This is a genomic window from Spirosoma terrae (assembly GCF_010435915.1).
In the GTDB taxonomy this organism is placed as follows: Bacteria; Bacteroidota; Bacteroidia; order Cytophagales; family Spirosomataceae; genus Spirosoma; species Spirosoma terrae.
Genome location: NZ_JAAFZH010000005.1, coordinates 75,667 through 88,520 on the forward strand (window position 1 = coordinate 75,667; position 12,854 = coordinate 88,520).

Genomic DNA, 12,854 nt, shown 5'->3' on the forward strand with positions numbered 1-12,854 from the left:
AATTAACTATGACTTACTTTAGCCGGGTTACGTATCTGGTTGCCTTGTTACTGGGTTATGTTCTTACAGGGTGTCAGTCGGTGGCGGAGTCCAAAAAAGAATCTGTTACGTCGGCCGATAGTGCTGCTCATTGTGTGGCGAAAGGAATGCCGTCGCGGGCTGCAGCTATACGGCAGGTAAAAGCTGATATGCTGTAGTTCGATATGCGGTTCCTGATTTTGATAATTCATACGCCATGTCTCCAAGACATGGCGTATGAATTATCAAAATCACGTTACTTTGGTGATAGCTGTAAAATAACCCGTCTGCTTATTGTTTGAAGGCCCTGATCAGTCCGCGTTGATGCGTTTTCGTCAGGGCCTTCCCATTGGGTGATGATCTGGTTGGACGCAACTCCCCGCTGTTTCAGATAGCGTTCCACCGCCTTGGCCCGTTGTTCGGCGAGTGCTACGTTCTTTTCCCGGTTCCCAATAGGATCTGTATAGCCTGTCAGCGTAGCCAGAAGCCGAGGCTGGTTGATCAGAACCCGTGCTACTGAGTCTAACGTATTACTGACACCGGGACGTAATAGTGCACTACGTTGGTCGAAATACAGAATATTGATACTCAACGGTAACTCAGACGAGATATAGGTTATTTTGGACGATTCCTGAGCCTGGGTTTTTGACTGCGCTATCAGGCAGAGAATCAATACGTTCCTGAGTACGTTGATAATCAATCTACATCGATTTAAACCGGATTGGCGAAAAATAAGCATCGGGCCTACGAACAATATCGCTGATGTTTCGTAGGGTAAGGTAAGCTAAACGAATTGAATTTGTCAGACTTCTTCTACGTAGTCGAGGTCTTTTTTGAAGGTTTCATCCAGAAAAGCTAGGGCCACCAACGCGCAGGCTACCGTTAACACACCCACAACCAGCGCGCTATTGATAGTACCGAGCGACGGTTTTAACTGCACAAAAAGAGCGCTTAACGGGATGGTAGCACCTCGTACAAAATTCGGTACCGTGGTAGCTACCGTAGCCCGTAAATTCGTGCCAAACAGTTCGGCGGCAATGGTCACAAACAGGGTCCAGTATCCGTTGGCGAAACCCAGACAAACACAAACGATGTAGAAAACAGTAAGATCGCTGATTGGGGCGAGTAAGTAGACCAGCATGAATGCGAAGGACACTAGCATAAACAGCCGGATCACTTTCTTGCGGCTTTGCATCGACTGGCTCAGAAAACCGCTGACCAGATCGCCCAACACCTGCCCCGAAAAACTAAGCATAACGGCTTTCCCGGCTACAACGGGTTCGCTCAGACCCAAGGCTTTCCCCAGTTCCGGCGAGAACGTAATCAGAATGCCAACCACAAACCAGATAGGCAAACCAACGAGTATGCATTGAAAATATTTGTTACGTCGACTGGCCGATGTAAATAACATGACAACATTGCCACGGGGAAGCACGCGCTGTTTCGTGCGGTTGAAAATGCCCGATTCCAGAATGTTGATACGTAGGATGAGCAGGAGCAAACCCATGCCACCACCAATAAAATACGAAATTCGCCAGTCGAAAAGATCGGCCATGAAGTACGCCAGAATAGCGCCCAGTACGCCCATGGTTGCCACGATGGTGGTACCATAGCCACGAATTTCTTTTGGTAGAATTTCGGTTACCAACGTAATGCCAGCACCCAGTTCGCCAGCCAGGCCGATCCCGGCAATGAATCGTAGAATCGTATATTGATTGAGTGACGTAACGAAACCATTGGCGATGTTGGCGAGTGAGTAGAGGAGAATAGACCCAAATAAAACGGATAACCGTCCGCGTTTATCGCCCAGAATACCCCAGAAAATACCGCCCAACAGCATACCGGCCATCTGGGCGTTCAACAGCAGAATGCCGTCGCTTAATAAACGATCCCCATCAATACCAATTCCTTTGAGACTCGGTACGCGGACAACACTGAACAAAAATAAATCATACATATCAACCAGATAACCCAGGGCCGCCACCAATACAGGCAGTTGTAGTAATTGACTGGCTACCGAGCGATTGGTTGTCATAGGTTCAGGAGTAAGGATTGGCTTCATATAATGGCGAGTTTAGAAGACTAAATTGTCTCAGACTGCATCTTGCTGGCTGAGACAATCTAACTAGACTTTTTCCGGTACGATAAACGGAGCGCGGTATTTGCGGGTAAGCATCTGGTTCGCTTCTTTGTCGCCAACAAACACTTCGTTTTTCGGGTCGAAATGGAGTGTGCGGCCTAAGCGGTAGGCAATGTTGCCCAAATGCGCAATGCCCGACGATAAATGCGCCGTTTCGACGGGGCCGTTCTGCTTCGATTTATCACGAGAGCGAACGCATTCGATGAAGTTGGCGTAGTGGTCGCCACCTGCCTTACGGGCCGGGCCCGGTGTACGCTCTTTGCCCAGGAAGGTTTTATAGTCGTCGTAACCGTTGATAACCATATAGCCTTTGTCGCCGTAAAACAGGTTGCCGATTTCAACGCCGTCTTCTTTGTTGGTCATCCACGGCCGTACCTCAAACTGGATAATTTTACCTTCTTTCGGGTATTTGTAGGTCGAGGTAAGTGTTTCGGGGGTTTCCTTACAATCTTTCCAGAGAAACTTGCCCCCTCCCGACGTGATTTCTTCGGGAAGTCCTACGTTCAGGCCCCACATGCAGAGGTCGGTTTCGTGAATGCCCTGGTTGCCGATATCGCCATTGCCGTAGTCCCAGAACCAGTGCCAGTTGTAATGCACGTAGTTTTTGCTGAACTCTTTTTCCTGAGCGGGTCCTTGCCAAAGATTCCAGTTGAGTTCGGAAGGAACGCTTGATTTGCCCTGATTACCAATGTCAGGACGCCATTTGTAAACGAGTCCACGCGCCATATACACGTTGCCAATCAGACCATCGCGCAGGTGCTGAATGGCTTCCTGAATCGCTACCGAACTACGTAGCTGTACGCCATGCTGAACAATTCGGTTGTATCGGTGAGCCGCTTCGACCAGTTTCCGACCTTCGTAGATGTTGTGAGCCCCTGGCTTTTCGACGTACACATCTTTGCCGGCCTGACAGGCCCAGATAGCGGCCAGCGCGTGCCAGTGGTTTGGCGTTGCAATACTGACGGCATCGATGTTCTTATCGTCGTAAACCTGCCGTAGATCGCCTACGGTCTGAACCTTCCGGTTGTATTTTTTCTCGAATTCGTTTGCCCGTTCCTGCAATACGTTGCTATCGACATCGCAAAGCGTTACGACTTCAACGTCTTTCTGTTTTGAAAAACCCTGTATGTGGTCTTTCCCGCGACCGTTGACGCCGATGACGGCCACTCGAATGCGGTCGTTGGCACCAAAGGCATGGGCTGGGATGATTGTCGGTAAACTAAGAGTAGCCAGTGTGCCCACGGCTGCCGATTTAATGAACTCTCTACGCGACTCGGTTGAACGTTGCATGAGTAGTTATCAGGTTTAGGAGATTAAGGTTAATTATTGGCTGGCCTGGGAATACAAACCTGCCGAAAAGGTATTATGTAAAGGGACGGGATAAAGAAAACTAATCGGAAATTTTAGGCTGACTATCAAAATCTTACAGACGCGGTATGGTCATGCCGCCATCAACCATAATCACCTGCCCGGTGGAGTAAGGAAAGTCTCCACGAGCCAGAGCCGCCACGGCTTTACCAACGTCGTCGGGTTGGCCCCAGCGTTTCTGTACGCACAGGCCATTTTCAATCAACGTATCGTATTTCGACGTAACGCCCGCTGTCATATCGGTCTGGATAATTCCCGGACGAACCTCGTAGACCGGAATGTTGAACTCGCCCAGTCGAACAGCAAAAAGCTGAGTTGCCATGCTCAATCCGGCTTTGGCAATGCAATATTCACCCCGATTAACCGACGCCACCGTTGCCGAAACCGACGATACGTTGATGATGCTGCCGGAGAACGTAGCGTCGTTACGTTGCTGTTCGATCATCCAGTTGGCGACTGCCTGCGTCAGAAAATACGCCCCTTGCAGATTGGTTGATACTACGTAGTGAAAGCTTTCTTCCGTAGCTTCCAGAATATCGCGACGTTCCTTTGGGGCTACACCCGCGTTGTTGACCAGTACGTTCAGTCGCCCGAAATGTGCTTTTATGGTATCAAGCATACTGGTCCGGTCGTCGCGTGATGCGATGTCGCCGGGGCAATAAATTACTTCGGCTCCCAGCGAGCGCAATCCCTCAAGTGCTTCGGTAACGGCAGATTCGGGCCGGACACCGTTGATAGCCAGATCGAAACCCGCTTGGGCCAGATGCTCGGCAATGCCGTAGCCAATGCCCCGGCTTCCGCCGGTTATAAATGCTATTTTCTTCACAGGCTATCTTTATAGGCTTTAAGCTGCTCCGCTTCAGGGCTTTTCTTGTAAAGTGGGTCCAGCGGGTAACAACCCGAAATCAGCCCATTGCGTGGAGCGGTCGTACAATCCGAAAACGTGCGGCAGATTAGGTTGCGCGTCAGTGTTTTTCCCGCACACATATCGGCGGGCATGGCTGGGTACGATAATACCATCCGGCCAAAACCGATGCTGTCGGCCATGTTGTTACGTAGTACGTACTGCGCTACGTTGGGAAGCCACTCCTGCAAATACGAATAGCCCGACCCAATGATGACCAGTTCGGGAAAAGCCTGTTTCAGCTCGTTCGTTACGTCGAGATGGCGTTTTACCCCAATGAGCGGGTCTTCGGGGGGTAAATAACCGTCGGAAGGTGGAAATAACGCCGGACGGGTCAGGTGCGGGTTGTAGTAAGGACTGCCTGCCGTAATACAAATCAGTTGAATACCAAGCGATTCAGCCAGCGCCAAAAATGCTTTGGTTTCGGTGAAGTCGAAATCCAGACCGCTCGGTTTTCCGCCGAATGCACAAGTGTATTGTTCAGCTTCTTCTGGAATCCCTTTGCTATCAGGCCCTTTCTTGAACGGAAGCAAATCGACCGCACTCAGGCGAATGCCCATTTCAAGCCCCGGCGCGGCCTGACGAATACCCGCCACGATGTTACGTAGGTAGCGCGTCCGATTTTCAAACGAACCACCGTAACGCCCTTCGCGACTAACGGCACTCAGAAACTCATGGCCCAGATAGCCGTGGCAATGTTTTACATCTACAAAATCGAAACCAGCCTTTTGCGCCAGCACAGCCGCATCGACGTAGTGTTGGATAATTTGATCGATATCTTCGTCCGTAAGCGTCGGATAATCAGCTTCCATCCCGAATTTTTTGTTCAGAATGGGATGGCTATACAGGATTTTCGATTCAAATTTTTTGTGACTGTTCGGCTTACTGAAACGTCCGGAATGAGTTAGCTGAAGGCCAATCAAAAGGCCATCGGTAGTACCAAAAGCCTTCGTATGTTCGTCGAGAATCAGTTGACGTAACGCCACAAAGTCATCGAACGTATCGGTGTTCAGAACCAGTTGATTCGGATTGGCTTTACCGGAGTGGCAAACCGCCACAGCTTCGCAACCGAACAGCAGTTTAGCGCCACTGATGGCGAATTTCTTCCAGCGGTTCCGCGTAAAATCGGTCGGGCGACCGTCGGTGGTGCCGTCCCAGCCTTCCATCGGCAGAATGCAGAGGCTATTCCCAATCGTTTTCCCCGATTTAAGCGGAATCGTTTTGTTAAATGGGCTTTGGTTGGGTGGCAGTAACGTATCGTCGAACGGCAGGGCAATGTTGTTGTTTCCCAGATAATTCTGCAGGTCAGACGCTGTTTTCATCTGCGCCATACGCGGAAACTGCGGTTTATATTTCTCGCTCATCAGAATAGGTCAGACAATCTGGTTGAAAAAAGTATAGTACGGTTCGTTACGGATGATACGTTGCACATACAACGCCAGTTCGCGGAAGTGATAATCACCCCACATACTCGACTCGCCGTTGGCAATTTTGCTGCCGGGCGGTACGTAGTCCCAGCCGTTGGGTTGGTGATAAATAGAGTGAAGAAGCAGCCCCTGATGGTTTGGCGACGTACTCAGATAAGGCTCATCGAGCAACGTATTAAGCACCGTCAGCCCCGCCTGAACGTAGCGTTTGCCCGCTGCTACGTCACCTTTTTCGGTCAGGTATTTGCCCAGACGTAGCAAACCCTGCGCACCAATAGCAGCGGCTGAACTATCGACGGGCTCAAAGTCATTGTAGGGATCGGCTGGGCGATTCAGGTAATCGCCGAGTTTGTGGAGGTTTGGTGCGCCGGTATCCCAATAAGGAATGCCGTCGGTAGCGGTGTTGTCGATGTAAAAATCGCAGATAGCTTTGGCAGCTTTGAGCATGTAGGCTTCAATGGTGCTACGTCCGCCAAACGGCTCAAGTTCGGCATCTTCGCGTGTAGCAAGCCATTCCAATTCTTCCGGGAAACCACACATAGCCCAGGCCAGACCGCGTGTCCAGGTCGTGAAGCCCGAAAAACCTTGTTGCGAGTTCGGACAACGGAAATTTCCATCCTTTACGTTGAATACACTCTCGTGAGCCGTACGACCCCAAACATCGTAGGAATCGCGCCCTTCGCCGTAAAAAACAGAATATTCGGCCGTCGCTTTAATGTGTTGTAATGCCCGGTCGAGTAGGTTGATTTTTACGTCACCTTCGCCCTGAAATACGTGTCCCAGCGCATGACTGAGCACCAACGCCCTGCACGAACGTATCGTATCGACAAACAATGAATGCGCACCATTAAAGGAATGAATATAGCCGCCATTCCTAGTTGTTGTCCAGCGGCTGGCCTGTACGGCTCCCGAAATTTTCAGCGCCAGTTCGTAGAAATTGGCTTCCCACTCATTGGTCGGAATACGTCCTTCGCGCATGAGTCGGAGCAGGTTGCCATACGTACTGACGTTATTGAATCCGTGGTCATGCACACCAATATGGCTGATGTGCGGGGCCATTACGTCCAGTGTTTTCTGGCGGCCGATGTCCCGAAAATGGTTGTCGTTGGTAGCGTCGAACTGGAGAATGGCCGAACCAAACTGAAAGCCCTGCGTCCATTCGGTCCAGCCGCGCGTAGTGTATTTGCCAGCCGCCGTGAACACGGGCGAGCCTTTTGTTACGTCGTATTCCTGTTCGATGAGGTCAATTTTCTGACCGGAAAGCGCCCAGAATCGGGCAAGTTTTAGAGAAAGGTCGGCAGGTTGTAGCCCATCATTAATCTGCATACTGGAGAAAGAAGCGCGGGTTTAGGCAAAAAGACTGAATCGGTTTTTCCTCTAAAGAGCATATGGTAAGGTCTTTACTATTGGCGGATTGTAAACTGTTGCTAATCTGGCTAGTCTGAACGACGTAATAACGTGATGAGAACGTATCAAAAATGATAACCAAGGCCGATGCCTGCCAGTGAACTTTGTTCCAGGTGAACAGCGGTGAAAGTTAGACGTGCATCTATGCCTAGTTTCGGTGTGATTAAATATTCGTATTCTGCCGTTACATGCCATCCAGTATCAATAACACGGATTTGATTATAAGCTAAGAAATAAAGGGAAATGGCAGGAGATGTGGGCGATACGGTAAGAAAAACAGATGAATCTATAAGTTTATCATCTATATACCAGACAGAAAGGCCACCTCCAATACGTAGCGTATGTTGATTTCTTTTTAGAAGATTGATCAATAGCGTAAAGTCGGCAGTAATTCGTTTTCGTTGATTACCTCTAAAAACAAAATTGGGAAAGGAGCTGTTAGCATCCGATTTGCTGAAATAGCCGACGGTGCTTGCCACTACAATACGGTTGTTGAAAAAATTGCGAGTCAGCCGGAGGTTAGGCCTAAAAGCCACTGCGTCCGGGCTCGGTACATCAATGCTCATATAATCGACACCAAGTCGAACTGAATTACGACTTTTCTGTGCATATACTGTTGTCAGTGAGATTAGTAGAAGAGCGGCAAGAAGTAGTCTCATAATGGTTGCCAGTTTATGGTTAGATTGCCAGTTGTATTATGAGAAGCGCTAATGACTAGATTTAGATAATAGACATATTGATGCTCAAACTGAAGGATTTTATTGGAATAGTTCCCCTTAGGAAGTATGATAGTATTTAATGTAACCCATTTCCCATAATCATCATACCTCTCAACAGAAAACGCTACGTCGTCACTTATATATCCATTGACCCTTAGTGTAATGGGAAGTTGTCTTTCTGAAGGATAAAGTCCGAACGTACGTTGGTGAGAAAAATCACTGATTAGTATATCCATGCCTGTCTTTTTTTCCAGCTCATACTCTCGACAAGCACTGGTCGTCAGACATAAAATCAAACAAATTAATGGAAAGTATAAATGCTTCATTTAGTATCTCAATGTATTGTTAGGTTACAAAAGTATACTTTTGTTCCGGTTACATACTTGTTGGAATGTCAATTCTTTGCGTGCATTTGATTTTACCGCAAACAAAACTGTAGTTGAACGCGTACTTTGTAGGTGACAACGCTACGTATCATTAGATGATCTACAAAAACACCCCTGCTTTTGCGCAACACCTTGATCAAATTGATCCGCTACGTTCTTTTCGGGATCGTTTTCATATTCCCCAACGTGACGGAAAAGAGCTGGTTTATTTGTGTGGTAATTCACTCGGTCTACAGCCTAAAACGGTACGTAGTGCGTTGGATCATGAACTTAACACATGGCAAAATCTGGGGGTAGAGGGGTGGTTTGAGTCGACAGAATCCGGCGAACAGCCGTGGCTGAGCTATCATGCTACGTGTAAGGAAGCCTTGTCGCAGATTGTCGGTGCTGAACCATCAGAGGTTTGTCCGATGAATGCGCTGACAGTCAATTTACACCTGCTGCTGGCTTCTTTTTATCAACCTACTGGAAAAAAATACAAGATTCTGACCATTAAGGGCGACTTCCCTTCCGACCAGTATGCGCTGGAAACGCACGTTAAACAACGTGGCTTAATCCCCGCCGAGACAATTATTGAAATCGCTCCCCGGCCCGACGATCAACTGATTCATACGACAGACATACAGCATGCCATTGCCGAACATGCCGATTCGTTGGCGCTGATCTGGATGAGTGGCCTGAATTATTATACCGGGCAGTTATACAACATGGATGTTATTGCGCAAACCGCTCAGCAGCATTGCATTCCTGTTGGCTTTGATCTGGCTCATGCCATTGGCAACGTACCACTCCGGTTGCACGAGTGGGGTGTCGATTTTGCAACCTGGTGTTCGTATAAATACCTGAATGGTGGACCAGGAGCCGTTTCAGGAGTTTTTGTGCATCAGAAACATCACGATCAGAACTTACCTCGTCTGGCGGGCTGGTGGGGGTATCGGGAAGATCGCCGTTTTGAGATGACGCCTGGATTTTTGCCCGCACCAGGTGCCGATGGCTGGCAGGTCAGTACGCCCAACATACTAGCCTTGTCGATTCATCGGGCAGCGCTGGCTATTACGGCCGAAGCAGGTATGGTCCGTCTCCGGCAAAAAAGCGAACAACTGACTGGTTTTCTGGAATACCTATTAACACCATTCGATGATATTCAGATTCTGACGCCCGATGATCCTAATCAGCGTGGTTGTCAGTTGTCGTTGCTGGTCCGTAAAGGGGGCAAAGAGTTATTTAAGTATCTAACTGAACAGGGGATCATTGGCGACTGGCGGGAACCTGACTGTATCCGGTTGGCCCCCAATCCATTATACAATACGTTTGACGATGTCCGGCGAGTGGGTGAGGTGGTAATGGCATTTTACAGCACAATAGAACGCTGATTTTTATGATTGGTTCTGATCAAAATAAACCATACAAATCATAAAAGTCAGCGTTCTATTATCTGATTAAACGCTACGTTTCGTTTTAAGCCTTCCAGTTTAGTACGCTTCACAGCGGATCGGCGGAAAATTTCCCGGAAAACATCTTCGGTAATTTCTTCCCAGTCGTTTCGGGAGAAACTGGCTAAGTCGGGGTGGGGCTGAAAGGCTTCAGTTTTATGCGGTTGGGCGAATCGATTCCAGGGGCAGACATCCTGACAGATATCACAGCCAAAGATCCAGTTGTCGAATTTTCCCTGGACCTCCTGGGGAATGGCTTCTTTCAGTTCGATGGTGAAATAGGAAATGCATTTACTACCATCCACTACGTAGGGGCCAACAATAGCATCAGTGGGGCAGGCATCAATGCAGCGGGTGCAGGTACCACAATAGTCGGTAATAGGGCCATCGGGTTCCAGTTCCAGATCAAGAATCAGTTCGCCGATGAAAAAAAACGACCCGATTTGCCGGTTGATCAGATTGGTGTGTTTGCCGATCCAGCCCAGACCGCTACGTTTCGCCCAGGCTTTATCCATAACCGGAGCCGAGTCGACGAATGCCCGACCACCCACTTCACCAATCTCTTCGTGAATGTAGGTGAGCAAATCTTTTAGCTTATCTTTGATAACGAAGTGATAATCTGTACCATAGGCGTATTTGGAAAGCTTGTAGTCTTCTGCGTTTTCCGGTAGTTTTTGCTCGGGATAGTAATTTAGGAGAACCGTTATGACCGATTTGGCATCGTCGACCAGCAAACGGGGATCGAGCCGTTTATCGAAATGATTAGCCATGTAATTCATCTGGCCGTGCATCCCATTTTTTAGCCAGGTTTCCAGTCGGGGGGCTTCTTCTTCCAGAAAGTCAGCCTTGGCTATACCGCATAAATCAAAGCCAAGTTCAATAGCCTTCGCTTTGACTAGTTTAGTATACTGGCTGGCTGGCGACTGCATAGGTAATGAAGCGATTTTTGATGTACAGAATTTCTGCGGTTATCAACGTGTTAGCCCAACAAGAACATTGCTGAGCCCTTTTTAAATCCAGAAAAAGCATACGAAGCGTAAAATTCCTGCTTCTGTCATTATGTCAACTTGGCAGATAATGTGGTTTTGGCCGAGCTTTTGCCCATCTTTGTGCATGAATTTCTGGAAGCGAAATAGAAGCTCATCAATGGAAAATAAAGACATTTTGGACGAAGAAACGTCTGGTAATACACAACAACCTGACAACCTGACAACTGACGAGGCCGTAACTGTCAATGGTGGCGAGCCCGAAGAGTCTGCTGCAGAGAATACGGCAGAAGGATTTGTGGCCGAAACGGAAAAAATCGGCAGTGAATTAGCTGAACTTAAAGATAAATACCTCCGTTTGTACGCTGACTTCGAGAACTTTCGTCGGCGCACAGCCAAGGAGAAGTTAGAGTTGATTGGCAATGCAAATGAAGGCGTGTTGCAGGCGCTGATTCCTGTTGTCGATGATTTTGAGCGGGCCATGCAATCGATGGAAACCGCCGAAGACGTATCGGCAGTAAAAGAAGGCGTGTCGTTGATTTACAACAAGCTTTTCAAAACGTTGGAAAGCAAAGGATTGAAGCCCATGATTTCGAAAGGGGAGCCTTTTAATGCTGACCTGCATGAGTCGGTTACGCAGTTTCCGGCTCCCAGCGATGATCTGAAAGGTAAAGTTATTGACGAAGTAGAGAAGGGATATTATCTGAATGACAAGGTCATTCGGTTTGCGAAAGTGATTGTAGGAAGCTAAAAATAATGACCGGGCCGCCGGTGCGGTGAATGAGCGAATGAGTGATTGAGTGAATAGCCACGCATGTTTATTCACTGAATCACTCATTTGCTCATTCACTCATTCAAAAATATGGCAACGAAGCGCGACTATTACGAAGTATTGGGCGTTGATAAAAACGTCTCGTCGGAAGATTTGAAAAAGGCCTATCGGAAAATGGCCATCAAATACCACCCCGACAAAAATCCTGACGATCCTACTGCTGAAGAGAAATTTAAGGAAGCGGCCGAGGCTTATGACGTACTGAACGATCCGCAAAAAAGAGCCCGTTATGATCAGTTTGGTCATGCTGGTATGGGCGGTGCGGCAGGCGGTTATGGTGCTGGTGGTCCAACCATGGAGGATATTTTCAGCCAGTTTGGCGACGTTTTTGGCGACGATTCTCCGTTTGGCAGCTTCTTCCGGGGGGCTGGTGGCGGAGGGCAACGTCAGCGGGTACGTCGTGGTTCTGACCTGCGAATCAAGCTGAAACTGAATTTACAGGAGGTAGCCAACGGAGTCGAGAAAAAAATCAAAGTGAAGCGGCACGTTACGTGTAATACGTGTGGCGGCAATGGCTCCAAAAATGGCACTGCTGTTCAAACCTGTACAACCTGTAATGGCACCGGACAAACCCGTAAGGTAGTTAATACCATGCTGGGGCAGATGGTATCGACCAGCACTTGCCCAACCTGTAATGGTGAAGGTAAACTCGTAACCGATCGTTGCGATGTCTGTTTCGGAGAAGGGCGTGTCTTACAGGAAGATGTTATTCCAATTAAGATTCCGGCGGGCGTTGCTGAAGGCATTCAACTATCGGTAGGAGGTAAAGGGAACGTACCGCCACGAGGTGGTGTAGCGGGCGATTTGCTGATCGTGATCGAAGAAGAAGAAGATGCTGATCTGAAACGCGATGGTAATAATGTCGTATTCGATTTGTACGTTAATTTCGTAGACGCAGCGATCGGAACAAACGTAGAAGTGCCCACCATTGATGGTAAAGCACGGATTACGCTCGACCCAGGTACGCAGAGTGGAAAAATACTTCGCTTGAAAGGCAAAGGAATCAAAGAACTGAATGGCTATGGCCGTGGCGATCAGCTGGTTCATGTAAACGTATGGACTCCCAAAACGCTTTCGTCTGAAGAGCGATCGTTACTGGAGCGATTACGGAATTCACCTAATTTTCAGCCAAAACCGAATAAAAACGAAAAAGGATTCTTCGACAAAATGAAGGACTTTTTTCATGGTTGATTGATAAATTAATAGCTAACGAAGAAGGCCCCATCGGGGCCTT

Annotated in this window: 12 protein-coding genes; 4 read left to right on the forward strand and 8 right to left on the reverse strand. The window is 48.3% G+C overall.

Features of this window, described 5'->3' with window-relative positions; genetic code table 11:
• Nucleotides 1-8 precede the first annotated feature (8 nt).
• On the forward strand, nucleotides 9-197 hold the full coding sequence (locus tag GK108_RS13355) for a hypothetical protein (RefSeq protein ID WP_163948812.1): 189 nt from the start codon (nucleotides 9-11) through the stop codon (nucleotides 195-197).
• Nucleotides 198-274: 77 nt separating this feature from the next.
• On the opposite strand, the gene GK108_RS13360 is transcribed toward GK108_RS13355, so the two are convergent.
• The 7 genes from GK108_RS13360 to GK108_RS13390 form a co-directional block, all read right to left on the reverse strand.
• Nucleotides 275-718: an OmpA family protein gene (locus tag GK108_RS13360; protein ID WP_163948814.1), complete on the reverse strand. Its 444-nt coding sequence runs from the start codon at nucleotides 716-718 to the stop codon at nucleotides 275-277.
• 102 nt (nucleotides 719-820) lie between these two features.
• Entirely contained in the window at nucleotides 821-2,053 is a 1,233-nt protein-coding gene (locus tag GK108_RS13365) for an MFS transporter (RefSeq protein WP_170305397.1), read from the reverse strand.
• A 90-nt stretch (nucleotides 2,054-2,143) separates the two neighbouring features.
• The gene (locus GK108_RS13370; protein ID WP_163948818.1) at nucleotides 2,144-3,448 is read right to left on the reverse strand and encodes a Gfo/Idh/MocA family protein; all 1,305 of its coding nucleotides are present in this window, start codon (nucleotides 3,446-3,448) and stop codon (nucleotides 2,144-2,146) included.
• A 133-nt stretch (nucleotides 3,449-3,581) separates the two neighbouring features.
• On the reverse strand, nucleotides 3,582-4,352 hold the full coding sequence (locus tag GK108_RS13375; RefSeq protein ID WP_163948820.1) for a 3-ketoacyl-ACP reductase: 771 nt from the start codon (nucleotides 4,350-4,352) through the stop codon (nucleotides 3,582-3,584).
• The gene (locus GK108_RS13380) at nucleotides 4,349-5,794 is read right to left on the reverse strand and encodes an oxidoreductase (RefSeq protein ID WP_163948822.1); all 1,446 of its coding nucleotides are present in this window, start codon (nucleotides 5,792-5,794) and stop codon (nucleotides 4,349-4,351) included. Before GK108_RS13380 ends, GK108_RS13375 begins: the two co-directional genes overlap by 4 nt.
• 9 nt (nucleotides 5,795-5,803) lie before the next feature.
• Nucleotides 5,804-7,183 carry a glycoside hydrolase family 88 protein gene (locus GK108_RS13385; RefSeq protein WP_163948824.1) on the reverse strand — a complete coding sequence of 460 codons (1,380 nt, stop codon included), beginning with the start codon at nucleotides 7,181-7,183 and terminating at the stop codon, nucleotides 5,804-5,806.
• Nucleotides 7,184-7,329: 146 nt separating this feature from the next.
• Entirely contained in the window at nucleotides 7,330-7,830 is a 501-nt protein-coding gene (locus tag GK108_RS13390) for a hypothetical protein (protein ID WP_163948827.1), read from the reverse strand.
• Between the two features lie 634 nt (nucleotides 7,831-8,464).
• Here GK108_RS13390 and kynU point away from each other — a divergent pair.
• On the forward strand, nucleotides 8,465-9,742 hold the full coding sequence (gene kynU, locus GK108_RS13395; RefSeq protein ID WP_163948830.1) for a kynureninase: 1,278 nt from the start codon (nucleotides 8,465-8,467) through the stop codon (nucleotides 9,740-9,742).
• A gap of 47 nt (nucleotides 9,743-9,789) precedes the next feature.
• Here kynU and queG read toward each other — a convergent pair whose 3' ends face one another.
• A complete protein-coding gene (gene queG, locus GK108_RS13400; RefSeq protein ID WP_163948833.1) occupies nucleotides 9,790-10,731 on the reverse strand; it encodes a tRNA epoxyqueuosine(34) reductase QueG in 942 nt (313 codons plus the stop codon).
• A gap of 217 nt (nucleotides 10,732-10,948) precedes the next feature.
• Between queG and GK108_RS13405 the strand changes: the two genes are divergently transcribed.
• Together GK108_RS13405 and dnaJ are read left to right on the forward strand one after the other, a co-directional pair.
• On the forward strand, nucleotides 10,949-11,539 hold the full coding sequence (locus GK108_RS13405; RefSeq protein ID WP_163948835.1) for a nucleotide exchange factor GrpE: 591 nt from the start codon (nucleotides 10,949-10,951) through the stop codon (nucleotides 11,537-11,539).
• Between the two features lie 111 nt (nucleotides 11,540-11,650).
• A complete protein-coding gene (gene dnaJ / locus GK108_RS13410) occupies nucleotides 11,651-12,811 on the forward strand; it encodes a molecular chaperone DnaJ (RefSeq protein WP_163948837.1) in 1,161 nt (386 codons plus the stop codon).
• Nucleotides 12,812-12,854 lie beyond the last annotated feature (43 nt).

Coding starts and splice junctions, on each gene's coding strand:
- GK108_RS13355 (WP_163948812.1), top strand. CDS start 9: ATGACTTACTTTAGCCGGGTTACGTATCTGGTTGCCTTGTTACTGGGT.
- GK108_RS13365 (WP_170305397.1), bottom strand. CDS start 2,053: ATGACAACCAATCGCTCGGTAGCCAGTCAATTACTACAACTGCCTGTA.
- GK108_RS13370 (WP_163948818.1), bottom strand. CDS start 3,448: ATGCAACGTTCAACCGAGTCGCGTAGAGAGTTCATTAAATCGGCAGCC.
- GK108_RS13380 (WP_163948822.1), bottom strand. CDS start 5,794: ATGAGCGAGAAATATAAACCGCAGTTTCCGCGTATGGCGCAGATGAAA.
- GK108_RS13385 (WP_163948824.1), bottom strand. CDS start 7,183: ATGCAGATTAATGATGGGCTACAACCTGCCGACCTTTCTCTAAAACTT.
- GK108_RS13390 (WP_163948827.1), bottom strand. CDS start 7,830: ATGAGCATTGATGTACCGAGCCCGGACGCAGTGGCTTTTAGGCCTAAC.
- kynU (WP_163948830.1), top strand. CDS start 8,465: ATGATCTACAAAAACACCCCTGCTTTTGCGCAACACCTTGATCAAATT.
- queG (WP_163948833.1), bottom strand. CDS start 10,731: ATGCAGTCGCCAGCCAGCCAGTATACTAAACTAGTCAAAGCGAAGGCT.
- GK108_RS13405 (WP_163948835.1), top strand. CDS start 10,949: ATGGAAAATAAAGACATTTTGGACGAAGAAACGTCTGGTAATACACAA.
- dnaJ (WP_163948837.1), top strand. CDS start 11,651: ATGGCAACGAAGCGCGACTATTACGAAGTATTGGGCGTTGATAAAAAC.